Raw genomic sequence first — 25,467 nt, forward strand, 5'->3', positions numbered from 1 at the left:
GACCCTCGGTGATAACCAACGGCTATGACCATGGACGTCCACGCCCGCGATCTGCGCTACTTCGTCGCGGTCGCCGAGGAACTGCACTTCACGCGCGCCGCCGAGCGGCTGTACGTCTCACAGCCCGCCCTGAGCAAACAGATCCGGGCGCTGGAGCGGCAGTTGGGGGCGGAGCTGTTCCGGCGCGACCGGCACGGGGTGGCGTTGACGGGCGCGGGCGAGGCGCTGCTGCCGCACGCGCGCAGGGTGCTGGCCGCATGGGAGGCGGGCGCGGCGGCCGTGGAGGCGGCCAAGGCGGCCGAGCGCAGCACGCTGGTCGTGGGCATGAGCACCAGTCCGGGCCGGGGCGGGCTGCTGCCGGCCATCCGCTCCCGCTTCACCGCCGCGCACCCGGAGACGACGGTCCGGCTGCGCCAGATGAGCTGGGACGATCCGACGGCGGGCCTGGCGGACGGCACCGTGGACGTCGCCTTCGTCTGGCTGCCGCTGCCCGACGAGGAGCGCTACGCCTGGACGGTGGTCGCCGAGGAACCCCGGCTGCTGGCCCTGCCCGAGGCGCATCCCCTCGCCGCCCGTCCCGAGATCGACTTCGCCGACCTGCTGGACGAGCCGTTCCTGGCCCTGCCCAAGAGCGCGGGCCGGCTGCGGGACCACTGGCTCGCCCTGGACGCCCGCCCGGGCCGGCCGCCCCGGATCGGCGCGGAGATCTCCGGGGCGGAGGAGACGTACGAGGCCCTGGTCGCGGGCCTGGGCGTCTGCCTGGTGGCGGAGGGCAACGCCCCCCTGATCACCCGGGGCGGCGTCACCACCCGCCGGGTCCGGGGCATCGGCCCGAGCCGCTATGCGCTGGCGTGGCGGAGCGAGGACGGACACCGGCCGCTGGTACGGGCGTACGCGCAGGCATGCCGGGAGACGGTATGAGTTCTGCCCGGCCGATCATCGTGTGACCACTAGGCTGCGACGATGGAACGCGTGACCGACGTGCCCGAGAGTCCCGCCCGGCCTGCGGATCCGACCCGGGTCAACGACTACGACAGCTTCGCCGAGGCGTACTCGGCGGAAAACGAGAACAGCCTCGTGAACGCGTACTACGCGCGGCCCGCGATGCTGGCCCTCGCCGGAGACGTGGCCGGGCGTCGGATCCTGGACGCCGGCTGCGGCTCGGGCCCCCTGTCCGCCGCACTGCGCGACCGCGGTGCCATCGTCACCGGCGTCGACGCCAGCGCCGGGATGCTGGCGCTGGCCAGGCGGCGGCTCGGTGACGACGCGGCCCTGCACCTGGCCGACCTGAGCGACCCCCTGCCGTTCGACGACGGCGCGTTCGACGACGTGGTCGCGTCGCTGGTGCTGCACTACCTGGAGGACTGGGGGCCGACGCTGGCCGAGATACGGCGAGTGCTCAGGCCCGGCGGCCGGCTGATCGCGTCGGTGGACCACCCTGTCGTGGCCTACACGATCCAGGAGCCCCGCCCCGACTACTTCGCGACCACCAGCTATACCTTCGACTGGACGTTCAACGGGCAGTCCGTCCCGATGAGGTTCTGGCGCAGGCCGTTGCACGCGATGACCGATGCCTTCACCACCGCCGGCTTCCGGCTGTCCGTCATCGGCGAGCCGCAGCCCGACCCGGCCGCCCGCGAGCTGTTCCCCGACGGCTTCCAAGACCTTTCGACCACACCCAACTTCCTGTTCTTCGTCGTCGAGGTACCGCCGTCGGCCGCGGGGGCGGACGACCAGCCGGTCGCGGATCACGAGCGGAGCCGGAGTGGGACCAGACGGACGACCTGAGACCGGGCGCTAGTCCGCAGCCGCCAGCACCGCCCGCACAACCCGCTCCAGCGACCCCGGATGCAGCCACAGAAACAGATTCGGCTCCACCAACTCCAGCTCCATCAGCCGGGGTTCCCCATCCTCGCCGTCCACGAGATCCACCCGCGCATACAGCAACCCGGAACCACCGGGCACCGCACCCAACGCCTTCTCGGCGACCGCCACTTCCGCCTCCGTCGGCGCCCACCGCTCCAGGCCCGGGTGCGCCACCTTCTCCGCGTCGTACGGCGTGCCGGGCGCGAGGACGGCGCCCTTGCGGCTGGCGTGCAGCAGCCGGCCGCCGAAGAACTGCAGCGCCCGTTCCCCGCCGGCGTCGATGCCGCGCATGTACGGCTGGACCATCGCGGTGAAGCCCTCGGCGTGCATCCGGGCGAGCTGCCGTACCGCCGTCTCGTGCTGGTCGGGGGTGTAGCGGGCGGCGAACCGGGCGCCGGCGCCCGAGGTCGGCTTGATCACGTACTCGTGGCCGTCGGGCAGATCGGCCGGCTCGCCCGGCGCGAGGTAGCGCGTGGGGACGGTGGGCACGCCGGCCGCCGCCAGCTCGCCGAGGTAGCGCTTGTCGGTGTTCCAGCGCACCACGGGCGCCGGATTGGCGAGCCGGGTCAGCGCCCCGACCCGGTCCACCCAGGCCCCGAACTCCGCGGCCCGCCAGCTGTAGTCCCAGGTGGAGCGGATGACGACGAGGTCGTAGCCGCCCCAGTCGGCTGCGGGGTCGTCCCAGTACCGGGCCTCCGCCTCGGCCCCCGCGTCCGTGAGCGCCCGCACCAGCTCCGGCAGGTCGGTGTCCTTGCCGGGCTCGGCGCCGGGGTCGTAGGTGGCGAGGGCGATGCGGGGCACGGCGGACTCCCTGTCGTACGACGGTTCGGTCGGCAGCGAGGCTAACAACCGCCGGGGAACCGGAGCACCGCGGTTGACCTTCACCTTTGGTGAAGCCCCAGCATCGGTGGCGGAGGACGAGGAACGCGAGGTGCTCATGGAGCTGCTGACGATCGGTGCCTTCGCCAGGGCGAGCCGGCTCTCCCCGAAGGCGTTGCGGCTGTACGACGAGCTGGAGTTGCTGCGGCCCGCCCGGGTCGACCCGGACACCGGCTACCGCTACTACGCCGTCGAGCAGATGCGGCAGGCCCGGCTCGTGGCCTGGCTACGGCGGCTGGACATGCCGCTGGCCGAGATCCGCGCGGTGTGCGCCCTGGACCCGGGGGATGCCGCGCGGGCGATCCGGGCGTACTGGGCGCGGGTCGAGGCGGAGACGGCCGTGCGGCGGGATCTCGCCGCGTTCCTCGTGGACCAGCTGACCGACCAGTCGAGAAGGGACCACACCATCGTGCTGGAACTGCGCTATTCCGCCCACTCCGACCGCGGGCTCGTCCGCCCCGCCAACCAGGACACCGTGTACGCGGGCCGCAGGCTGCTCGCCGTGGCCGACGGTTTCGGCCCGGCGGGGACGCCCGCGAGCAGCGCGGCGGTGGAGGCTCTGCGGTTCCTGGACGAGGCCGGGGAACTGCCCGCGGACGAGGTGCTGACCGTGCTGGAGGACGCGGTGCGCTCCGCGGGTGAGGCCGTGCACGATGTGGCGGGCGGCAGTCAGGAGGTCGGCACCACGCTGACCGCACTTCTGTGGACGGGATCGCGGCTGGCGCTCGTGCACATCGGGGACTCCCGGGCGTATCTGCTGCGGGAGGGGAACCTGAGCCGGATCACCCAGGATCACCGGGTGCAGGCGGAGTCCTTGCTGCTGCTCAAGGCCCTGGCCGGCGGGATGGACCCGGTGCCGGACGTGCGCTTGCAGGAGGTCCGGGCGGGGGACCGCTATCTGCTGTGCTCCGACGGGCTCACCGAGGTGGTGCCGGACACCCGGATACGGGAGGCCCTGGGCGCACCCTCCGCACCGGGCGACGTCGTACAGGCGCTCATCACGGCGGCCAACGAGGCGGGCGGCCCCGACAACGTCAGCTGCGTGGTGGCCGACATCGTGGAGGCGGCCGCCTGAGACGGGGCAGGATGCGGTGCCATGGCACAGACCGGCACCGACGCGCACACCGGCGCCACCGGACTCCCGCCCCTCGTCTCGGCCGCGCTGTCCGCCGCCCGCGTCCACCGTTTCCCCCACTCCTGCCGCCCGGAACAAGGCCGCCTGCTGCACGCGCTGGCGGGCGGGGCCCGGCTCCGGATCGGCGAGACCGGGACCGGGCTCGGGGTGGGGCTGGCCTGGCTGGCCTCGGGTGCGGCGCCCGGGGTGCGGCTGTACAGCGTGGAGCGGGATCCGGAGCGGGCCCGGGCCGCCGCGCGGGTGTTCGCGGACCGGCCCGAGGTCTCGGTCCTCGACGGCGACTGGCGGCGGATCGAGGAGTACGGGCCCTTCGATCTGCTCGTCCTCGACGGGGGCGGGCAGGGCAAGGCGCCCGGCGATCGCCCGGCCGACGTCGAGCGGCTGCTCGCGCCCGGTGGGACGGTCGTCGTCGACGACTTCACCCCGGCGACCGGATGGCCGCCGCTGCATGACGGCGCGGTGGACCGGGCCCGGCTGCACTGGCTGGAGCATCCCGCGCTGCGCGCGACCGAGCTGCGGCTCGCGGCGGACTTGAGCACGGTCGTCGGGACCAGGCTTGTGGTGTAGGAAGGGTGGCGACGGTCAACCGACAGTTAGGAGTGCGCCGCGTGTCCTCCCTCTTCCCCGCTCTGACGGGCGGTCCGGGCGAGCGCAGCGAGATGGGGGTCCCCCCGGACGAAGTCCGGGGGAGGATCGCCCTGCGGTTCGGCGAACGGTCGTTGACGTACGGCGAGCTGGCCGGGGCCGCCGGTGCGCTCGCCGCCCGGCTGCGCGGTGCCGGCCGGGTGGCCGTGTGGGCCACGCCGGAACTGGAGACCGCCGTCGCCGTGACGGGCGTGCTGCTCGCCGGAGCGGCCGCGGTGCCGCTGAACCCGAAGTCGGGTGAGAAGGAACTCGCGCACATCCTCTCCGACAGCGCGCCGAAGCTGGTGCTGGCCGCGCCGGGCGCCCGACTCCCGCCTCCACTGGGCGGGTTGGAGCGGATCGACGTCGACGCGTCCGCCCGGCCCGGCGCCGTACCGCAGGAGACGGCCACCGGCGAGGACCCGGCGCTGATCGTCTACACCTCCGGCACCACCGGCCCGCCCAAGGGTGCCGTCCTGCCCCGCCGGGCCCTCGCCACCACCCTGGACGCGCTCGCCGACGCCTGGCAGTGGACGGCGGACGATGTGCTCGTACAGGGGCTGCCGCTGTTCCATGTGCACGGGCTCGTGCTGGGCGTCCTCGGCCCGCTGCGCCGGGGCGGCAGCGTCCGCCACCTGGGCCGGTTCTCCACCGAGGGCGTGGCACGGGAGCTGAACGCCGGCGCGACCATGCTGTTCGGGGTGCCGACGATGTACCACCGCATCGCCGAGACCCTGCCGGCCGACCCGGAGCTGGCCGCCGCCCTCGGGCGGGCCCGGCTGCTGGTCTCCGGCTCGGCCGCGCTGCCCGTGCACGACCACGAGCGGATCGCGGCGGCGACCGGGCGGCGGGTGATCGAGCGCTACGGCATGACGGAGACGCTGATGAACACCAGCGTGCGGGCCGACGGCGAGCCGCGCGCGGGCACCGTGGGCGTGCCCCTGCCCGGTGTCGAGCTGCGGCTCGTGGAGGAGGACGGGACGCCGATCGCCGCGTACGACGGGGAGAGCGTCGGCGAGATCCAGGTGCGCGGGCCGAATCTGTTCACCGAGTATCTGAACCGGCCCGACGCCACGGCCGCCGCGTTCACCGCCGACGGGTTCTTCCGCACCGGTGACATGGCCGTCCGCGAGCCCGACGGCTATGTGCGGATCGTCGGGCGCAAGGCCACGGACCTGATCAAGAGCGGCGGGTACAAGATCGGGGCCGGTGAGATCGAGAACGCGCTGCTGGAGCATCCGGGGGTGCGGGAGGCGGCCGTCACCGGGGAGCCGGACGCGGACCTGGGCGAGCAGATCGTCGCCTGGATCGTCCCGGCGGACCCGCGGACGCCGCCCGCCGCCGAGGAGCTGGCGGACCATGTGGCCCGTCGTCTCGCCCCGCACAAGCGCCCCCGCGTCGTGCGCTACCTGGACGCGCTCCCCCGCAACGACATGGGGAAGATCATGAAGCGGGCACTGGCCGATGTCTGAGCGCCGCTCGGCCCGGGAGGTCCTGTCCCTGGTCGCGGACCCGGACAGCTTCGGCGAACTCCCCTGTCCGGCAAGGGATTCGACGCCCGACGGCCCCCTCGGCTGGCAGGGCTACGACGCCTCGCGCGCCCGTGCCGCCGAACGCACCGGCGAGCAGGAGTCGGTCGTCTGCGGCACCGCGAGCGTCGAGGGCGCCCGGGCCGTACTGATCGCCTTCGAGTTTGGTTTCCTGGGCGGCTCCCTGGGCGAGCGCACCGGAGACCGGCTGGAGGCGGCGTACGGCCACGCCCGCGCGCACCGGTTGCCGGTCGTGCCGTTGATCGCGACCGGTGGCAGCCGGATGCAGGAGGGCATGCTCGCGCTGAGCCAGCTCCAGCGCGTGGCCCGGCAGTCGGCGCTCACCCGGGAGGCCGGGCTGCCGCAGGTCGCGGTGGTGCGGGACCCGACGACCGGCGGCGGCTGGGCCACGCTCGGCGCCGGAGCGGATGTCGTCCTGGCCCTGCCGGGCGCCCAGGTGGGCTTCGCGGGTTCCCGGGTCCGGCCCGCGGACGCCGACCCGGCGGCCTACACCGCCGAGGGGCAGGTGGCAGCGGGCTCGGCGGACGCGGTGGTACGGCCCGAGGAGCTGCGGGAGACGCTGGGACAGTGGCTCCGGCTGCTCACCACCCCCGCGCAGGAGGCCCCCGTGCCACCGGCCCTCGGCATCCCCGGCCTGCCCGCCACCGGCTGGGAGGCCGTCCGCCGGGCACGCTCCCCCGAACGCCCGCGCGCCCGGGCCTACTTGGACGCCTACTTCACCCACCGCCGCGAGATCTGCGGGGACCGGTGCGGGGGTACGGATCCCGGCGGCATGCTGTGCGGGTTCGGTGAACGCAACGGCCGTACCGTCGCGTTCGCCGCGCAGACCGGAACCGGCACCCGGCCCGCCGGGTACCGCACCGCCGCCCGGCTGATCCGGCTCGCTGACCGGCTCGGCATCCCGGTGCTGACGCTGGTGGACACCCCGGGCGCCGCCAACGACGCGGAGGCGGAGCGGCAGGGGGCCGGCGCGGCGATCGCGGAGGTCTTCGGGGCGGTGGCGTCCGCCCGGGTCCCGATCACCACCCTCGTCATCGGCGAGGGCGGCTCCGGCGGGGCCCTGGCGCTGGCCGCCCCGGGCAACACCTGGGCCACGCCGGACAGTTACTTCTCGGTGATCGCCCCGGAACTGGCGGCCGCCATACTCAAACGGCCGTCGGAGGACGTGGAGGCGACCGCCGAGCAGCTGCGGATCCGGCCGCAGGACCTGGCGGAGCTGGGGGTGCTCAGAGGCATCGTCCACCCCCATTCACAGGTCACCTCACCCCCACCGCCCGGATGATCTCCTGCGACACCGACCCGCCCTCGTCGTCGTGCGCCGAGGCCCGCAGCGAGACGGAGTGCGCACCGCGCGGCACGGTCAGCGTGCCGCGCCAGGAGGCGTCCGCGCCCTTGAGCGGGACGGACGTCCAGGTGCTGCCGTCGTCGTACGACACTTCCAGCCGGCCCCCGGTCGGGGTCCCGGTACCGGCGGCGCCAGCGATGTACTGCGCGCCGAGCCCGACCGGGATCCGCTGCCCGCCCCGCACAGTCCCCGCGAGATCGGTGTCGACGTCGTACGCGAGGTTGATCAGCGGCAGGTAGGTCCAGTGGTCCTCCGGTGTCGCCGCCGAGCGGAAGGTCCACTCGCTGTGCCCCTCGGTGGCGAGCGGCCAGCGGTCCGCGTCGAGCGCGGTGTCGGTGACGACCTTGTAGCCGTGCTCGTCGGCGGGCGCGTCCCAGACGTACGCGGCGGAACTCCTGCCCTGGTCGACGAGCGTGCCGTCGAGGTACACGGCGGTGGTCTGGCTCATGCCGCTGTCCGTGCTCCACACGTCGCCGAACCCGGTGTGGTCGGGCCCGGAGTCGCCCCAGCCGGGGGTGTTCAGCTGGATCTCGTTCCCGGCGCGTTGCTGGCCCCAGCCGAGACCGGTGCCGAGCCACGGGTGCCACACCGGCCGGAACCAGTTCAGCACCGGGCGCGAGCCACCCTCGTACCGCACCAGTCCGCTGCGCTCCTCCAGGGTGCCGTCGCCGATCACGACGGACTCGTGCCACAGCTGGCCGGGGCCGGTGGAGACGTGGTCGGTGCGCTCGGCGGGCAGGTGGACCCGCTCCTGGAAGCCCAGGCCGATCGGGAAGGCGTCGGTGACGGAGTACCGGAACTCGCCGCCGTCCGTCGGCCGGGCCGCGTGGAACTTCACGTGGACGTCGGCCAGTTGCCGGTCGTCCGGCCGGTAGGTGAGGTCCCGGTCCGGGATCGCGCCCCGGTGCCCCTCGGACAGGTCGTACACGTACGGGGAGTCGGCCGTGCCGGTCATGTCGACCGAGCGCAGGGCGCGCAGCCGGGCCGCGTTCGCCGTGTTCACCGTGGCGATCTGCAGCGGCCGGTCGGCGTTGTCGTCGGTGCCCCACCAGGCCATCAGCCGGCCGGGCGCGTCGTCCGTCACGAACAGCGCCCTGGCACCGGCGTCCTGGGCGGCCCGGGCGAGCGCGGCCGGGTCGGCGCCGTCGGCGAGGTGCGCGAGCACCGCCTTGCCCGAGACACCGGTGAAGGGTCCGTCGCCGGCGTCGACGAGCGGCAGCCTGGTCCGGCCCGCGATCAGCGTGCCGCCCGGCTGTACGGTCGCCTCGCCGACGCCCTTGACCTCCAGCTGCGGCTCGGCCAGCCGCCACACGGTCCGGTACTCGAAGCCGCCCTGGGTGACCTTGGCCGTGGGCGCGGCGAAGACGCTGTCGTAGGTGAGGGGCACCTGGACGGCGTCGAAGAGGTCGGCGCCGTTCGCCTGCCGGTCGTACTCCATGAGGAGCTGGTGGGTCTCGGTGCGCCGGTCCACCCGGGCCTCGATCTCCCGCAGCCGGCGTCCGTCCAGGGTGACGTCCTGGTCGTGGTCGAGGGTGATCTCGGGTGCCGCGAGCAGGCCGAGGCCGAGGGAGTCGGCGCCGTGGCTGCCGCGCACGTCGAGGAAGCCGGCGAGGGAGTAGGTGCCGGGCCTCAGGCGCAGCCGGAGCGTTCCGGAGTCGCCGACGTGGGCCGGCTGGGCGTCCTCACCCGCCGCGAGCCGCTGCAGGGTGAGGTCGGCGGCGGTGGACGCGCCGGAGCGGTCCCTGACGTGGACGGTGAGCGTGTACCGCTCCTCCTCCTTGACCAGCCCGAACGCGGTGTGCGCGACGACGTCGCCGGAGGGGCCCGTGGCCACGATCTGCCCGCTGGTCTCGCCGACCGGCGCCTTGGAGCCGTCGCCGGTGACCGTGGTGGAGGCGGTGCCGTGGGCCGGGACGGTGAGGGTGGTGCCGGCGAGGGTGGCGACGCCGTCCGGGGAGCCGGTCACGGACAGCTTCAACTCGACTGCCCGGTCGGAGGAGTTGGTGTAGGTCACGGTCCGGGTGACCGGCTTGTCCTGGTCGTACGGCCAGCCGTAGAAGCCGAGGTCGGTGCTGCCGGTGGCGGTGACCTGTGCCTCGACGGCGTCCGGCACGCTGACCCGCCCGGCGCCCAACAGGTAGGCGGGAGCGTCGAGTTGCCGCGAGCTGGACATCAGCGTGTCCTTCAGCTGCGCGCCGGTCCAGTCGGGATGCTCCTGGGCGAGCAGGGCGGCGGCCCCGGCGACGTGCGGGGTCGCCATGGACGTACCGCTCATGGAGGTGTAGTAGCCGCTGCCGCCGGTGAGTTGGGAGCGGGCGGCGAGGATGTCGACGCCGGGGGCCGATATGTCGGGCTTGAGGGCGTTGTCGCCGTAACGGGGTCCGGCGCTGGTGAAGTAGGCCGCCTGGTCGGCGGAGTCGACCGCGCCGACGGTGAGGGCCGCGTCGGCGGCGCCGGGCGAGCCGATCGAGGACGGGGCGCCGGTGTTGCCCGCGGCGACGACGAAGAGCGCGCCGGTCTCCCTGGAGAGGGTGTTGACCGCCTCGGCCATCGGGTCGGTGCCGTCGCTGGGCTCGGTGGAGCCCAGGCTCATGGACACGATCCGGGCGTGCACGTCCCGTGCCGCCCACTCCATCCCGGCGATGATCTGCGACTCGCTGCCCGAGCCCTGGTCGCTGAGCACCTTGCCGACGGCGAGGGTGGCGTCGGGTGCGACCCCCTTCTCCTTGCCGTCGGAGGCGGCGCCGCTGCCGCCGACGGTGGAGGTGACGTGCGTGCCGTGCCCGTTGCGGTCGGCGACCCCCTCCCCGTCGACGAAGCTCTTGATCGTGGTGACCCGGCCCTCGAGGTCGGGGTGGCCGAGGTCGGCTCCCGTGTCGAGGACGGCGACGGTGACCCCCTTGCCCGTCAGCCCCGCGTCCCAGGCCGCCTGCGTGCCGATCTGTGCGTTGCTCTCGGCCATGTCCGCCTTCACCCTGCCGTCCAGCCACACCTTGGCGACGCCGCCGCGGTGTGTGAACGACCGCCAGAAGGTACGGCCCAGTCCCTTGCCGGCCTCGACGGCGGCCCCGCGAAGACTGGGCAGGCTGCGGGTGGGTTCGGTGCCGGCCGGGGCGGCGGCCCGCGTGCCCTTGGCGTAGGTCACGATCAGAGGGGTTGCGGCGGCCTCGGCGTCGGTCAGCCCCTGCCGGATCAGTCCGCTCACGTCGAACAGCCGCCGGTCCAGCGTCCCGGCCCGCAGATACGGCAGCGCCTCGTCCGGTACGACGCTGATCCCGCCGCCGCTCTCCTGCGTCCGCACGGCTCCGGTGGCCCCCTCGGGCCGCTGCACGGTGAGCGTCTTCTTCCCGTGCCCGAGGTCGGTGACGGTCACCTTGTCGCCGGTGACGAGGGTGACCGTGGTGGCCGTGGCCGCCGTCGTGGCCTTGGTGGCCGTGGCGGCCGTGGTCGCGGGGCCCGGGGAGTGCGGGGCGGTGTGTCCCCCCGCCGCCGCGGGTCCCGCCGGGAGCAGCGCGCCCACCAGCCCCGCCGCCAGCAGTGCCGCTCCGCGTCTGACTGGTCCTCTGGTCATCCACGCCTCTTCTCGTCGGGGGGTGTCGGTCCGAGTGGCTCGTGTGCTGGGACGAGTGTCATGTGCCGCTTGTCGCCCGGCTGTTGACCGTCGGCGGCGGAAACGCGCCCTGGCGGCTTTCCGCCAGGGCCGATGACCTGGTCCGGCGCATCCCGAGACACCGTCAGGGACCTTCCGTCACAATGGACTTGGCCGCAGACCGAGAGCACGGGGGCGATGGACAGCATGGGCAGACTGCTGGAGTTCACCACGGACGACGGTGCCGTGGTCGTCGTGGAGAGCGTGGAGCCCGGGGCCGGGACCCGCCTGGTCGGCCGCGGCGACGGTGGTCCGGCGGCCCAGGCGTCCAGAACCTTCGAGGGCGCCCTGGACGGGGTGCGCTCGGCGGCCCAGTCCGCGCTGCGCGTGTTCCGCGACGGCAGCCTGTCGCCCGACTCGGTGGAGCTGGAGTTCGGCGTGAAGCTGACCGCGGAGGCCGGTGCGGTCATCGCCAAGGGAGCGGCCGAGGGGCAGCTGGTGGTGCGCCTGGGATGGTCGTCGCAGCGTCCGGGTGCCGGGCCGGCCGAGGCGGCGCCCCCGTCGGCGGCGAGCATCCCGGAGCCGACGTCCCGGTCATGAGAGGCGCTTCCTGGCACGCCCGGATCGAGTGCGGGGGCATGGTGGTGGGGGCGGGGTTCCTCGTCACCCCCCGCACGGTGCTGACCTGTGCCCACGTCGTACAGGGCGATCCGGCGGTGACGGTGAGCTTCCCGAACCGGCCGGAACTGGCCGGGCTGCCCGCGACCGTGACCGTGCCCGGCGGCTGGGCGGGCGGCGCCACCGACCCCGGGGACCTCGCCGTACTGGAACTGGACCGCGACGTACCCGTGGCGCCCGCCAGGTTCGCGCCGCCCGGCGCGGAGCAGGGCAGCCCGTCCCTGCTCGCGTACGGCTTCCCCGAGGGCTACGACGAGGGGGTGCTGGCCCGCTACCGTGCCGTGTCCCGGACACTCATCGCCGACCAGTGGGTGCAGCTGGAGGCGACCTCAGGACACGGGCAGCCGCTCGCGGGCGGGTTCAGCGGGGCGGCGGTGACCCTGCCCGACGACCGGGTGGTCGGCATGGTGGCGCAGGTCGCCGGGGAGCCGGACGTGCGGGTCGGGCGGATGCTACCCACGGAGGTCATGGCCCGCTACTGGTACGGCCTGGGCGCCCTGGTCCCCGGCCCCGGCGCCGGCACCCCCGAGGCGACCGGGCGGCTGCACGCGCTGGTGCGGCGCGCGGAGGCCACCGGCCTGGACTGCGATCCGAACCGGCTGTACGGGCATGCCGTGGGCCCCTTCGGCCCGGACCTGCCCCCGGGCGGGTTCGCCTCGCTGCCGGCGGCAGCGGCCTATGTGCAGTGGCAGGTCGACGATCCCGAGGCGGTGCCCCGGTTCGCCGACCGGCTGGCGGAGCTGCTCGCGGGTCCGCCCGCGCCCGCGGCCGCCGCCTGGTCCCCCATCGTCGTGGAGCTGGAGCGCAGCGGCGAGGATCAGGACCAGGTCACCGTGCGGGTGTCGGCCTACCGCGACGGGCAGCGGCGCCCGGTGGACACGAGCCGGCTGCCGCGTGGTGAGGTACGGGCCCATGTGCAGCAGCGCGTCGACCGTGCCTTCGTCCACCTGGCCGAGGGCGCCGAGGCGTTGCTCGCGTTCGTGCTGCCCCGTGAGTGGCTCAACGAGCCGGTCGCGCAGTGGGAGTGCGGCCCGGAGGACTCCACCCCGCTCGGCTGCGCCCACCCGCTCGTCGTCACCGACCGCTCCCGGCACCGCAGCCCCCGACTGCGCCACCACCTGGCCAAGAAGTGGCGGAGGCTGGAGACCGGGCCGGGGCCGACGACGCTGCACCGGGTCGACTGCGCGAGTCCGGAGCGCCCGCCCAGCCTGCGCAAACGCCTCCGGGACGAGCACGCCGACCTGGTGGGCTTCGCCGCCCCGCCCACCGCCCTGCCCGGCCACTTCGAGGCCGGCCTCAACGTCCCGGTGCCGGTGCTGCTGTGGCCGCGCAGCGGCTGCGCCGGCTCGGGCCACGACCCTGCCGACCCCTGTGCCGGGGCGGCCTTCCTGCAGGCGCTGGGCCCGGCCCTGGGCGGCGTCCCGGCCACCGAGCTCCCGCGCCGGATCCGGTCCCTGCGCGAGGAGGCAGCCGCGGACGACGACCCCGACCGGCACTGGGCGAAGGACATCCAGATCCTGTGGGACGCCCCCCACTGCTTCCCCGAGCCGGCGGCCGGCCTCCGCTCCCCCGTCGCCTGAACCCGGCACCGCACCCGATGGAGAAGAAGGACCCCATGCCCCTGTGGCCCGTCTACACCGGTACGAAGGAGCCGCACGACGGCATCGGACTGCTGCCCCCGCCCCCGCCCTGGCGGGCCTTCGACGGCGGCCCGGAGCTGCCGACGCCCGCCGACACCGACGACGCCTCGGCCACCTCCCCCGACCGCACCCATCGCGCCGCCACCTACCAGGCGACCGACCGGACCGTCCAACTGGTCAACGCGGCGCTCTACTTGCGCCGCCCGCTGCTCGTGACGGGTCCGCCCGGCACCGGCAAGTCGTCGCTCGCCTACGCGGTGGCCCGGGAGCTGAGGCTGGGCCCGGTGCTGCGCTGGAACATCACCAGCCGCAGCACCCTCCACGACGGCCTCTACCAGTACGACCCCCTCTCCCGTCTCTACGCGGCCCGCCAGGAGGCGGCGACGCGGGACCCGGACGCGCCCGCCGCGCCTGCCGCGCCCGCCCCGGCGTCCGGCATCGAGGACCATCTGCGCCTCGGCCCCCTGGGCACCGCCCTGCTGCCGTACGGCCGCCCCCGCGCCCTGCTGATCGACGAGATCGACAAGAGCGACCTGGACCTGCCGAACGATCTGCTCAACGTGCTGGAGGAGGGCCAGTACGAGATCCCGGAGCTGGTCCGCGCCGCCCGTCACACCCCGGTCGCCGAGGTGATGGTCGACGGCACCCACGACCGCGTCCCCGTGACCCGCGGCCGGGTCCGCTGCCGGGCCTTCCCGTTCGTGGTGCTGACCAGCAACGGCGAACGCGAGTTCCCGCCGGCGTTCCTGCGCCGCTGCGTGACCCTGCGGCTGCGGCAGCCCGACGACCGTCACCTCGCCGGGATCGTCCGCGCTCACCTGGGTGAACCGGACGCCTACGCCCAGTCGTTGATCACCCGTTTCCTGTCCCGGGCCGGTCACGGCGACCTGGCCACCGATCAGCTCCTCAACGCGATCTACCTGTCCCGCTCCGCCGACCTGGGCGCCGAGTCCCTGGACGAGCTGGCCGAACAGCTCATGCCGTACCTCGGCGAGGCCCCCCAGGCAGATGCCTTCTGACCACCCCGCCGCGGCGGCCCCCGCCCCCTATGCCCGCCTCGCCGACGTCCTGGCAAAGGCGACGGACGGCGCCCGCCCGACCCCGCTGGAGCTGGCCGAACTCCTGTGGCTGGCCCGGCAGCTGGGGCCGGCGGACGGCACCGGCGAGCACTCCGGGCCTCCTGCGCCGACGGGGGACCCGGGCGCCCCGCCGCAGCAGCCCGGGCAGGAGCCCGCCGGCCCCGCTCCCGCCCCGGACCGCGCCGAAGGTGTCGAATCCCCCGGCCGGGCCTCCCCGCGTGCCCCGCTCCACCTGCCCTCACCCACCTCCGCGGCGGGGCCGTACACCGCCCTGCACGCCCCCGCACCTCCGATGCTGCGGCACCCCCTGGGCCTCCAGCGCGCCCTGCGCCCGCTCAAGCGGCACACGGACGCCCCGGTCGGCCACCGCCTCGACGAGCAGGCCACCGCCGACCGCATCGCCCGGCTCGGCGCGGAACCGCAGTGGTGGCTGCCGGTGCTGCGCCCGGCCCGGGAACGCTGGCTGCGGCTGCACCTGGTGTACGACGCCGGCCCCACGATGCCCGTCTGGCGTCCCCTGATCCGCGAACTGCACCAGGCGCTGGCCCAGTCGGGCGTGTTCCGCACGGTGAGCGTGCACCGCGCCGACCCCGACGGCACGGTGGGCGGCGACGGACCGTACGGTCCCGGCGACGGCCGTACGGTCACGCTGCTGATCAGCGACTGCATGGGCCCCCAGTGGTGGCAGGGCGAGGCGGGCGGTCGCTGGTACGGCTCCCTGCGCCGCTGGGCGCACCGGATGCCGCTGGCGGTGGTCCAGCCGCTGCCCGAACACCTGTGGCGCGGCACCGCGCTGCCCGCCGCGCCGGGGGTGTTCTCGGCCCCGTTCCCGGCCGCGCCGACGGCCGCGCTCGGGTTCACGCCGTACGAGGAATGGCAGACCAAGACGCAGCAGGGGACGGTGGCGCTGCCCGTCCTCGAAGCGGGTCCGCGCTGGCTCGCGCACTGGGCGGGGCTGGTGGCGTCCATGGGCGGATCCGCGTTTCCGGGCTCGGCCGCCCTGCTGGGCCCGCCGCCGGGGCAGGAGGAGTCCGCGGAGCGCACCGACCTCGCCGGGCTCACCGCCGAGGAACTGGTGCTGCGCTTCCGGGCGACAGCCTCCCCGGAGGCCTTCCGGCTGGCCGGCCACCTCGCCCTCGGCCGGCCCGACCTGCCCGTGATGCGCCTGGTGCAGCGGGTGATCGAACCGGTCCCGCGCCCGCAGCATCTGGCCGAGGTGATCCTCAGCGGCGTCCTGACGACGGTCCCGGGGCCGCCGGGGTCGTACGCCTTCCGCCCGGGGGTGCGCGCACTGCTGCTGCGCGGCCTGCCCCGCTCCGCGCGCAGCGCCACGGTCGAACTGCTCGCCCGTGTGGGCGGGTTGATCGAGGAGCGGGCCGGGGCGGCGCCCGGTGAGTTCCGCGCGGTGACGCCCGCGGCCGACGGTGCGGGGGCGGCCGCGGACGGGGAGGCGTTCGCGACGGTGCGGCCGGAGAGTGTGCGGCGGCTGACGGGCGGCGGGTCGGAGCCCGAGGCGCCGCCCGACCGGGTCGGCCGCTACGAGTTGCTGCGGCGGTTCACCCCGTCCGGGCGGGCCGTGTGGCTGGCCAGGGATCCGGAGTCGGACCGTCAAGTGGCGGTGCGGTTGTACCGGCCGTTTCCCGACGGCGCGCGGCGCGAGGCGTTCCTGCGGGACGCCGAGCGTCTGCGGGCCCTCGCGGACCGGAACCTCGCGCACGTCAGCGACTTCGGCATCGAGAACGGCAGACCGTACCTCGTCATGGCGTACGTCCCGGGCGTCAACCTCAACGCGCTCGCGCGCCCCGGCGGATACCACATCCCCGCCCCGCTGCTGGTGTCGGTCGGTGCGCAGGTGGCGCAGGCGATCGCGGCGGTCCACGAGGCGGGTCTCACGCACGGCGACCTCGGCCTGTCCCGGGTGATGCTCACACCCGACGGCCGGGTCCAGCTCAGCGGCTTCGCGCCGGGCCGCACCTCCGGGGCCGAGGGGCGGGCACAGGACCTGGCGAAGCTGGGCAGGCTGATGCAGCGCCTGGCCTCGGGGAGCGCGCGGGCGGCGCCGCCCTTCCCGCCGGACCGGCTCCGGCACCTTCCGCAGAGCCTGCGGGAGCCGTATGCGCGCGCCCTCGGCCTGCTGATCTCCGGACCGCCCCAGGATCAGCTGCGGGGCAGGGACCTGCTCATGGACGGGGAGCTGCTGCGGCTCGCCCAGGAGGGGTACGACCAGCAGCGTTCCTACCGCATCCTGGGCCCGGTGACCGTGCGGGTGGGCGGCCGCACCGTGGACCTGGCCCCCGAGGAGGCCGCGGTGCTCGCCATGCTGGTGCTGCGGGCCGGCCGCGAGGTGACCCACGCCGATCTGCGGGCCGGTCTGTGGGCCCGGCACGAGGAGCCGGAGGACGCCGCGGCGGCCTTGGACGGGATCGCGTCCCGGCTGCGCGCCCGGCTGGGTCCCGGCGTGCTGGCAGTGCTCCCCACGGGGTACGCCCTGCACACCAGCGCCGACTTCGTGGACCTGGCCCGGCACGAGCACTTCGAGCGGACGGCCACGGAGCGGACCAGGGCGGGCCACCACCAGGAGGCGGTCGCGCTCCTCGACATGGCGCTGGTCCTGTGGCGCGGTCAGGGGCCGCTCGCCGGTGTCCCCGGCCCCGCGGCCCGCAAGGCGCGCAGTCGGCTCCTCGAGCTCCGCCTCGTGCTGCATCGCAAGATCGCCGAACTGCACCTGGATCTCGGCGAGTACCACCGTGCCGGTGCACAACTCACCGATCTGGTCCGGCAGTACCCGTCCCGGGAGGACTTCCGCCTCCTGCTGCTGATCACCCTGCGCCGCCTGGGCCGTACCGAGGAAGCGCTGGAGGTGTACGAGGACTACGAGCTCTCCGGCGGCCGGAACCCGGAGCTGCTCGCCCTGGGGCACGAACTGCGCGGGGAGTACGACGACCCCTCCGACGACACCGGTGCCGCCCTCGACGGCCACGACACCACTCCGCTCTCGCAGAACCCGGTCCCGGAGCCCGACGGGCTGCCGGAGGGCAGCTTCCCCACCGAGGAGTCGCTGCCGTCGATCTTCGAGATGCAGGAGCGGGAGTCGGCCGTGGAGGCGCCGCTGCCGCAGAACGTGGTGCCCGAGAGCCTGTTCGCCGTTGACGACCCGCTCGCCGAGGAGCCCGACGGGCCGTACGACGAGCGGCCCGACGAGGACGAGGACGGCTACGACGATCTGTACGACGCCCTGGGCGGCGGGCCGCCCCCGCCCACCTACCGCACCGTGGCCACGTACGAGTTCGCCGACGGCGCCCAGCACCCGGACACCGTGGCCGCGCTCGGCCGGGCGGTGACCCGGCTGCTGACGGCAAGCGGGTGGACCGGCTACTTTCTGGGACCCACCGCGCGGGACAACGGCTGGACGGTGGTGACGGAGCGGGACGTGCCGGGCCTGCCGCTGCTGCACGCCACGATGCGGCACTTCGAGGACGAGGTGGTGGGTCTGGGCGGTCTCCGCTGGCTGGTGACCTTCGAGTGTCTGGTGTCCGAGGGCCATGTGGAGAGGCCGGACACGGTGGCCGTCCGCCGGACGCTGGACGCCGCCGAGGACCGGCGGGGCATCGTGGCGGTGCCGCGGACGCTCCGGGACGAACTCGACGACGACTCCGGCCTGGCTCCCTGGCTGCAGTCCCTGCGGCCGGGGACCGACGCGGGCTGGTACCGGCTGTGCCGCCTGGCCCGCCTGCTCTTCGACGGCACGCACGCACTTCCGCCCGTCACCGGCCCTCACCCGCTGCCGCCCGGCGCCGTCTTCCCCGAGGGGACCGGCGAGACCAGGACCGTCGTCTACCGGACCGACGCGGGCGAACTCAGCCGCACCCGGCGCCCGGGAGCAACGCAGTACTTCGAGGTCGACCTCACCGGGCGCCGCCTGGAGCTGGATGAGACGCAGTCCTCCTTCCGGGCCACCGGCACGGCGATCTGGCACGTCAGCGACCCGCTCCAGGCCGTTCGCACGGACGCCCCGTCGTTCCCCGAGCTCATCAGGGAGGCCGTGCGCGGGCGGCTGCGGCACCTGGCGAGCACCCACCCGGACGCCACGGCAGGATCTCGCGTGTCACTCCCACCGGTCCGGCCCGAGGACGTACCCGGTTGCACGGTCCGCTGCGAGCTGCGCATCACGCGGACCCGGGCCTGACCAGGCGACACACCGCGCCGAAACCGGAAACCCCCCGTTCGGCCGCACCCCGCCCGGCCCCCTCCAGAAGGCGCACGCCCCCTGGCACCGCGCAGGATGCACTGAGAGGAGGACACCCGCCGAGCGGCGGGCGCCCAAGGCCCGCGCACTCGGAAGGATCCGCCGTGACCGTCAGTCTGGAGCAGTTGCGCCGCTGCCACTTCGCCGTCGACCTGGGCGCGGCCCGCACCCGGGTGTACGTGAAGGGCGCCGGGCTCATCGTCGACCAGCCCTCGGTCGCCGCCGTGAACACGCGTACCGGGGCGCTCATAGCGGTGGGCGAGTTCGCGGAGAAGATGACGGGACGGACGCCGGCGTACATCCGGGTGGTCCGGCCGATCTCCGGCGGCACGGTGGTCGACATCGAGATGGCCCAGCGCATGCTGCGGCAGTTGCTCGGCGACAAGACGCGCCGTGCCCTGCGCCGCAATCTCCGGCTGCGCGCGGCGGCCTGCACCCCGCACGACGCCGATCCGCTGGCCCAGCGGGCGACCATCGAGACCCTGGTCGGGCTGGGGGCGCGCAGGGTCGAGCTGGTGGACACGCTCATCGCCGCCGCGGTGGGGTGCGGGCTGCCGGTGGAACTCCCCGAGGCCACGATGATCATGGTGTGCGGGGCCGCCGCCACCCAGGTGGCCGTCCTCTCGCTCGGGTCCATCGTCACGGCCGAGCGGATCCCGGTGGGCGGGGAGGCCGTGGACCACGCCATCGTGCAGCTCCTGCGGCACGAGCACGAGCTGATGCTGCCCAGCCAGTCGGTACGGCCGCTGCAACTGGCCCTGTCGGGCAACGGGCTGACCCCGCAGGGCCCGGAGACCACGGAGATCCACGGCCGGGACGTGGCCACCGGACTCGCCCGCAGCGTGCACGTCGACACCGCCACCGTGCGGGACGCGATCCAGACCCCGCTGACCGCCGTCCTCGACGGCATCGGCAAGGTGCTGCGCGACTGCCCGCCCGACCTCGTCGCCGACCTCGCCGACCGCGGGATCATCATGGTCGGCGGCTCGGCGCTGCTGCCCGGCTTCGACCAGATGGTGCGGCAGGCCACCGGGATGCCAGTGCACATCGCCGACCGGCCCGACATCTGCGCGGCCCAGGGCCTCGGCGCGATGCTGGAGGGCCGGATCGAGCCCTTGGTGCTGAACCCACTGGCTGCCTGAGCGGAGCTCGGGACCTGACGGACGGTGAGTTGGTCGAAGCGCCCCTGACCGAGCGCATCCCCCCAGCCGCCCTCACGGCCCGGTAGCGCCCCGCGCCCTCAGTACGGCAGGACCCGCCCTGACGGCGTCCTGCGGTCGATCTCCCGGTCGCGCGGGGCGGGGCGTCGGATGACGCGTACCCGGATGCGACGGTCCATGACGCCCTCCCTCTGCCGAAGCGGCCCGGCGATCGACGCCGGTAGGAGGTGGGTGCCCAGGACACGCGCCGTTCAAGCATGTACGGGTCAAGCAGTGGGCCGGATACCGCTGTCGGCGAACAGGGTGGCCGGGTGGCCACCGAGGGGCGTATCGGCCGAGGACGTGGTCGAGCCGGGCCGGCCACTCGCCGAGCCGGGCGGACCGCCGGGCGTTCAGCGCGCAGTCGTGCACGCCGCCGTCCCACAGCCGTACGACCACCGTTCGGCGGCGGTCGGCCAGGTCCGGCGGTTCGTGCACGGACCGGTACAGCAGCCCCATCGGCGTGCCCTCGCCCCAGGCGGTGCCGGTGGCGGTGAGCCGGGTGGACTCCACGACCCGGGCGAGCAGCCCATCCACCGTGCTCCGGGTGCTGCGAAAAGGCGTGGCCCAGTGGGGCCACGCCTTTCTCGAAGAAGGAAGGAACTCACTCCGTGCGTGTCCGGCCGTTCTTGAGCACCCCGTAGTAGTGGCTGTAGCGGAGTTCCAGCTTGAATACCAGGCCGTACCGTTTCCGGATGGCGGCGACCGTGGCGGTCTTCGGGTCGCGTACCACGCGGGACGCCGGCGGATCGTCGATGAGGCCGGCGTAGGGCTCCTCGACCAGCCGGGCCGGGGCGCCGCCACGTGTCGTGTCCCAGGTCAGTATCTGTCCGGATACGGCCATCATGGCCGGTTCCGGGGCCTTGGGGCCCTGGGGGTTCGGGCCGTGCCCCCGGTAGTAGGCGACGAGCCGCTTGCCGTGGTCGTCGTGCGTGAACGGTATGGGTCTCTTGGATCCGGCCGGCTCGGAACGGGCGTGGTCGCCGGCGGTCAGGATCGCGTCGAGGGTGTCGCCCATGTGCCTGGGGTCGGCGCCGTAGTAGGCGGTGACGTTCATCGAGCAGGCGATCTTGTAGTTGTCGGTCTTCTGCTGGAAGAACCAGCCCGGTCCTGATCCGGGCACGCACACGTCGTGTACCACGATCAGGCCGAGCGACAGGGGCGTGCGGTCCGCGTACGCCCGTGCCACGTCCCGGAGTTGTTGCTCCGCCCGCTGCCGGGCCTGCACGGCCTGGCCGCTTTCCCCGAGCTTGCGCAGCTGCTTGTCGCTGACGGCACGGTCCGGGGTGGTGGAACAGGCCGAGACGGCGAGCAGGACGGCCACCGCCAGCGATCCCCATACGCTCTTCGAGCCGGCGGCACGCCGCGCGAAGGCCCTCATGCTTGTCCGCCTCTCATCGACAGTCGCCTCTCCGTCGTTGTACGCCCGGCCCGGCCGTCACTGTGCACCAGGACGGCCGGGCCGGGCATGAGTACCCGTACTCAGACGGCTACAGGCTCATGCCTGCCATCGTGCGCTCGAGAGCGTTCGCGTACAGGCGCGCGCCCCCGATCTTCGGGTGGAACGACTGGGCCGACAGGCCGTACTGGTTGATGAGCGGCCAGTCCTTGATCGGCTCGTCGGACTTCACCAGCGTCTTGACGATGCCGTGCACCTGTTCCGGATCACCGCACACGCCCTTGCCCGCGAAGTCGCTCTTGGGGTTGGAGAACCACACATTGATGCCCGAGGCCTTGGCGTCGTCGGCCGCGCCCTGCATCGCCGCCGCCAGCGTGTCGGCGGTGTCGTCGAGCCAGGCCGCGGATGCCTCGGACAGGCCGATGGCCATGCCGCTGAAGCCGATGTTCAGGCACGATCCCTTGTCGGAGATCAGAGGCGGGTACCCCATCAGGACGATCTTCGCGTTCTGCGCCCTCTTGTGGATCTCTCTCAGGACCCGTGTGATGTCCGGCCGGACGACCTGGTTCATGAGGCCCGGCACGGCCGTCTCCAGCGGCTGTCCGCGGAACTGCTCGTCCCGTCCGTTGACGCTGTCGTCCGTCTTGTCGAACGTCTCGCCCTTGCAACTGCCGTTGCCGACGGACAGAAGGCACTTCTGGATGATCTGGGAGAACCGGGAGTCGTTGCCGCCGATGGAGATCGTGACGAGGGTTGTGTTCTGGTCCAGATAGCCCTTGTCGAGCTGGGGCTCCTCGCCGTTCTGGCTCTCACCCTTCGAAAGTGCGCTGTCGTCCACCTTCTTGGGCAGCACGTTGTAGGTGCGCGCGCCCGAGCAGGCGATCAGGTGGTAGTCCATGCTCGGGTCCAGTGAGTCGTCCAGCCGGCCGATCGACTGCGACGCACCGGGCATCGTGGCCTGGCGCGACCACGCCTGGGTGGAGCGGTGGCAGGCGTTGCGGGCGTTGTCGTCGAGCTTGCTGCGGTAGTTGGTCTCCGGGTAGTAGTCCCGGTCGCCCTCGGAGGCGCCCTCGCCGGAGGAGTACGAGTCACCCATGGCGACGACCACGTTCTTCGGCTTGCCCGGCAACGGCTGGAAGGCGACCGAGCCCCAGGCGATGTCCTCGTCGGCCGTACCGTCGTCGGTGACGTTCGACAGCATGACCGCGGGCCGCCCCGTGAAGTGGAACGCGCCCAGGCTCACCCAGCGTCCCGCGCGCTGCTGCACGGACCGTTCGGGGCTCGTGCTGTCCGTGTTGATGACGTGGTACTTGGCCTGCCTGGTCTGCGCGCCGGTGTCGGGCAGATGCACCAGGATCCGTGCCCAGCCGAGATTCTGCCCGAGGGTCCAGACGCCGTTGATGGCCATGGGGCCGCCGTCGCCGCCGAGGTGGTCCGCGTTGCGGGTGTGGGCGTACCAGTAGTGGCCGCCGTATCCGCCGCCGACCTGGTGCAGGTCCTCCTTGCCCTCGTAGTGGCCGTCGGAGTCAGGGAAGAAGCGGAAGCCGAAGGTTCCCGCCGATCTGGTGTTGCCGCAGTCGGACCATGTCGGTGTGCCGTCCGGTACGGAGGCCACGACCTTCGCCCCGGAGGGGGCGCCGGTGCAGATTGGGGTGCCGTCCTGCAGACGATGCCCCTGTCCCGGCTCCGAGATCAGCGTCTGGTACTTGATGTTCTCGTGCCCGCAGGTGAGCTTGCAGTCGTCCTTCCACGTCACGTTGGGCTGGTTCCACCAGTACTGCTTGTAGCAGTCGATGTTCGGGCAGTTCGGCGGAACGTTCGGGTCGCAGTTGTTCTTGGTGTTGCAGAACGTGTCCAGCGGCGGGGAGACATGGCTGCGGTAGTCCTTGCTGGTCCACCAGGCGGGCTGGAAACCCGCCGTGTTGTACCCGGAGTCGCCGGGCCAGTCCTGCTTGCCGTCGGTGCCGTAGGAGAAGCCGGTGTCCATGGACCAGGCGGCCCAGCCCATCACCTTCTCCTCGTAGGGCCAGTCCTGCGGATGTGCGGCGTCCTTGTTCGCGGTGGGGCCGTCGACGTCGGTGTCCATGAACGGGTGGCCCCAGCTCTTCTTGTAGAGCGGGTTGGCCGGGTTGTTGTACCAGCCCAGACCCCAGTGGCCGGCGTTCTTGCCCGCATCCGCGGCCGGGTTGAAGCCGAGGTTGTAGTTCCACACGGCGGTGAACCAGTTTTCCACCATGGCCGGGTCGTCGTTGTTGACGGTGACCGTCTGCCCGGCGGAATGGACCTCGTTCCACTTGTCGGCCAGGATCTGCATCGCGGCGGCGATGTTCGTGGCGTAGTCGACGGCGATGGCCTTCTGCAGGCCCGGGTCCAGCGCCTTCTCCTTGTGCCCGTTGGCGTCCGTCTTCTCGTGGCCGGCCAGGCGCATGCCGTCGGTGACCTGTCCGACGCCGTACCCGCAGTCGGACTTGTCCCAGTGGATCTTCCAGTAGGCGTCCGGGTCGTTCTCCACGGCCTTGCGGCCGTAGTAGCCGTCCATCGCGGCGAGCGGGTTGCCCATCTGGCCGGGGACCGAACCGCCTTCGGCCTGCCACAGGTTGGACTCCTGCGCCATGATGCCGAGCAGCACGTTCGCGGGGATGCGTCCCTTGCCGTCACCACCCGCCAGTTTCGGCACCGAGAACAGGCCCTGGGGGTCGATCGTGCCCAGGCCGCTCTGGCTGCGGTAGCCGCCCTGCCGCAGGTACTGGGAGCGCAGCTGGCCGCGTACCGCCATGTCGACGGCCCACTCGACCTGGTTCGGCGTCGGCTGCAGCGCCTGCGCGTTGACGTCGTTGCGGGAGATGGCGCAGATGCGGTCGGTGTCCCGCGGGTCCACTGCCGTGGTGGGGTCGTTGACCCGCGCAACCGAGGACCCCTTGCCCCTGCCGCCCGTGATGGGGAGAGCGGGGCTGGGGTTCTTCCCGCTCGGTGCTGTCGTGTCCGCGACCGACTGGGTGACCTTCTCACCGGTGGCGGTGGCCGTGCTGGTGACGGTCACGGGCTGGTCCCCGGCCACGGTCTCAGGGGTCGGCCTGGTGTCGTGCGGGGTGGGCTCGTTCCTGGTGAACCCCTTGCCCGCGCTCTTGATGTGTGCCAGACCCGCGCGGATGCCCGGTGTGAGGACCGGTTCGACGGCGAGGCGTCCTCGCGTGGAGATGTCCGTGTCGGCGGGGGCGTTGAGGCGGGTGATGCCGGTGTCCCGCACCTTGGCGGATCCCTGGGGGTGACCGGTGAGGAAGACCCGGCCCGCCTCACCCGGCATCAGATCGAGGTCGCCCAGCTTCCCGGTGGCGACGAGGGCCGGCCTGCCGTGCCCGGACCACACCTTCGCCTGCGCGGTCTTCGTGTCCTTGCGGTCGACGAAGGCGATCTTGCCGTCCTGTGCGGGACGGATGTCGAACGGAACGCTGTCCCCGGTGGCGAGGTCCTTCACCGTGCCGGCACGGTCGATGTGCACCAGGTTGTGGCCGCGCGCCGCCACCGTCCCGTCCTCGACCGGTACGGCGCCGGTGATCTCACCCTTGAGGGCCGCCCTGCCCAGGGACTTTCCGACCGTGTCGACGGTCACCACACGCGTCTTCGTCAGGGCCGGGTCGTTGACGTCACGGAAGGCGGTGAACGCGGCTGTGCGCGTCCGGGTGTTGCAGGACGGGTCGAAGTACGCCAGCGACACCGTGAACGGCAGCTTCGTCACATGCCCGGTGGCTGTGTCGACGATGGCGGCGAACGCGCCGCCCTGCATCAGGTCCGGCTTGTTCGTAAAGGTGCGCGGCGCGTACACGGCCGCGACGTGGTCGCGGTCCATCACGCACTGGTTACCGATCCACGAGTCCGCCGTCATACCCGGCTCGGACAGTTCGGCGGCCGTCTTCCACGCATACGCCTTGCCGCTGTCCGCCACGAGGATCTTCAGCCCGCCCGTGTCGGCGGCGGCGGTCACGGCGCGGTCCCCGCTGCTCTTCCAGCCCTTGCCAAGCTTGCCGTCCGGATGCGCGATGCCGGTGGGCGGTGCCGGTGGTACCGGTGTGCCGTGTTCCTGCCCGTGGCCGGGGCGCGGCGCGGCAGCGGCAGGCGCTGCCTGCAGCAGGCCGCCGGTCAAGGCGGCGCAGGCCGCCAGGGCAGCCATGGGCACGTGGGCTCTTTTTCTGCGTCTCAAGAGAGAGCTTCCCCGTTTCTGGTTGAGAGGTGCCCCCTGC

The 25,467-nt window shown here is 73.4% G+C and carries 15 protein-coding genes; 11 read left to right on the forward strand and 4 right to left on the reverse strand.

The features are described from left to right. Positions 1–24 precede the first annotated feature (24 nt). Together LMU33_RS12985 and LMU33_RS12990 are read left to right on the forward strand one after the other, a co-directional pair. On the forward strand, positions 25–921 hold the full coding sequence (locus LMU33_RS12985; RefSeq protein ID WP_228620212.1) for a LysR family transcriptional regulator: 897 nt from the start codon (positions 25–27) through the stop codon (positions 919–921). Between the two features lie 42 nt (positions 922–963). Further along, entirely contained in the window at positions 964–1,788 is an 825-nt protein-coding gene (locus LMU33_RS12990) for a class I SAM-dependent methyltransferase (RefSeq protein ID WP_228620213.1), read from the forward strand. 9 nt (positions 1,789–1,797) lie between these two features. Here LMU33_RS12990 and LMU33_RS12995 read toward each other — a convergent pair whose 3' ends face one another. Further along, the gene (locus LMU33_RS12995) at positions 1,798–2,667 is read right to left on the reverse strand and encodes an ATP-grasp domain-containing protein (RefSeq protein WP_228620215.1); all 870 of its coding nucleotides are present in this window, start codon (positions 2,665–2,667) and stop codon (positions 1,798–1,800) included. 136 nt (positions 2,668–2,803) lie between these two features. On the opposite strand from LMU33_RS12995, the gene LMU33_RS13000 reads away from it, so the two are divergent. From LMU33_RS13000 to LMU33_RS13015, 4 genes are read left to right on the forward strand one after another with little or no spacing between them, the layout of a single operon-like run. Continuing rightward, positions 2,804–3,820 carry a MerR family transcriptional regulator gene (locus LMU33_RS13000; protein WP_228620500.1) on the forward strand — a complete coding sequence of 339 codons (1,017 nt, stop codon included), beginning with the start codon at positions 2,804–2,806 and terminating at the stop codon, positions 3,818–3,820. Positions 3,821–3,841: 21 nt separating this feature from the next. Next, a complete protein-coding gene (locus LMU33_RS13005) occupies positions 3,842–4,447 on the forward strand; it encodes an O-methyltransferase (RefSeq protein ID WP_228620217.1) in 606 nt (201 codons plus the stop codon). A gap of 41 nt (positions 4,448–4,488) precedes the next feature. Beyond that, entirely contained in the window at positions 4,489–5,976 is a 1,488-nt protein-coding gene (locus tag LMU33_RS13010; protein WP_228620219.1) for an acyl-CoA synthetase, read from the forward strand. Then, positions 5,969–7,336 carry a carboxyl transferase domain-containing protein gene (locus LMU33_RS13015; protein ID WP_228620221.1) on the forward strand — a complete coding sequence of 456 codons (1,368 nt, stop codon included), beginning with the start codon at positions 5,969–5,971 and terminating at the stop codon, positions 7,334–7,336. Before LMU33_RS13010 ends, LMU33_RS13015 begins: the two co-directional genes overlap by 8 nt. On the opposite strand, the gene LMU33_RS13020 is transcribed toward LMU33_RS13015, so the two are convergent. Next, positions 7,311–10,970, reverse strand: coding sequence for a S8 family serine peptidase (locus LMU33_RS13020; protein ID WP_228620223.1), 3,660 nt, complete (start codon positions 10,968–10,970; stop codon positions 7,311–7,313). The genes LMU33_RS13015 and LMU33_RS13020 overlap by 26 nt on opposite strands. Positions 10,971–11,195: 225 nt before the next feature. Here LMU33_RS13020 and LMU33_RS13025 point away from each other — a divergent pair, with 225 nt between their 5' ends. From LMU33_RS13025 to LMU33_RS13045, 5 genes are all read left to right on the forward strand, one after another. Further along, complete coding sequence (locus LMU33_RS13025) at positions 11,196–11,588, forward strand: CU044_2847 family protein (protein WP_228620502.1); 393 nt, start codon at positions 11,196–11,198, stop codon at positions 11,586–11,588. Next, a complete protein-coding gene (locus LMU33_RS13030) occupies positions 11,585–13,246 on the forward strand; it encodes a VMAP-C domain-containing protein (RefSeq protein WP_228620224.1) in 1,662 nt (553 codons plus the stop codon). The genes LMU33_RS13025 and LMU33_RS13030 overlap by 4 nt, the downstream gene beginning before the upstream one ends. A gap of 35 nt (positions 13,247–13,281) precedes the next feature. After that, positions 13,282–14,325: an AAA family ATPase gene (locus tag LMU33_RS13035; RefSeq protein ID WP_228620226.1), complete on the forward strand. Its 1,044-nt coding sequence runs from the start codon at positions 13,282–13,284 to the stop codon at positions 14,323–14,325. Beyond that, on the forward strand, positions 14,315–18,571 hold the full coding sequence (locus LMU33_RS13040; RefSeq protein WP_228620228.1) for an SAV_2336 N-terminal domain-related protein: 4,257 nt from the start codon (positions 14,315–14,317) through the stop codon (positions 18,569–18,571). Before LMU33_RS13035 ends, LMU33_RS13040 begins: the two co-directional genes overlap by 11 nt. Positions 18,572–18,735: 164 nt before the next feature. Further along, positions 18,736–19,773, forward strand: coding sequence for a rod shape-determining protein (locus tag LMU33_RS13045; protein WP_228620230.1), 1,038 nt, complete (start codon positions 18,736–18,738; stop codon positions 19,771–19,773). Positions 19,774–20,434: 661 nt separating this feature from the next. Here LMU33_RS13045 and LMU33_RS13050 read toward each other — a convergent pair. Together LMU33_RS13050 and LMU33_RS13055 are read right to left on the reverse strand one after the other, a co-directional pair. Then, the gene (locus tag LMU33_RS13050) at positions 20,435–21,211 is read right to left on the reverse strand and encodes a hypothetical protein (protein ID WP_228620232.1); all 777 of its coding nucleotides are present in this window, start codon (positions 21,209–21,211) and stop codon (positions 20,435–20,437) included. 109 nt (positions 21,212–21,320) lie between these two features. After that, on the reverse strand, positions 21,321–25,397 hold the full coding sequence (locus LMU33_RS13055) for an SGNH/GDSL hydrolase family protein (RefSeq protein WP_228620504.1): 4,077 nt from the start codon (positions 25,395–25,397) through the stop codon (positions 21,321–21,323). Between the last annotated feature and the right edge of the window lie 70 nt (positions 25,398–25,467).

The sequence above is a fragment of the Streptomyces barringtoniae genome, assembly GCF_020819595.1.
Taxonomy (GTDB): Bacteria; Actinomycetota; Actinomycetes; order Streptomycetales; family Streptomycetaceae; genus Streptomyces; species Streptomyces barringtoniae.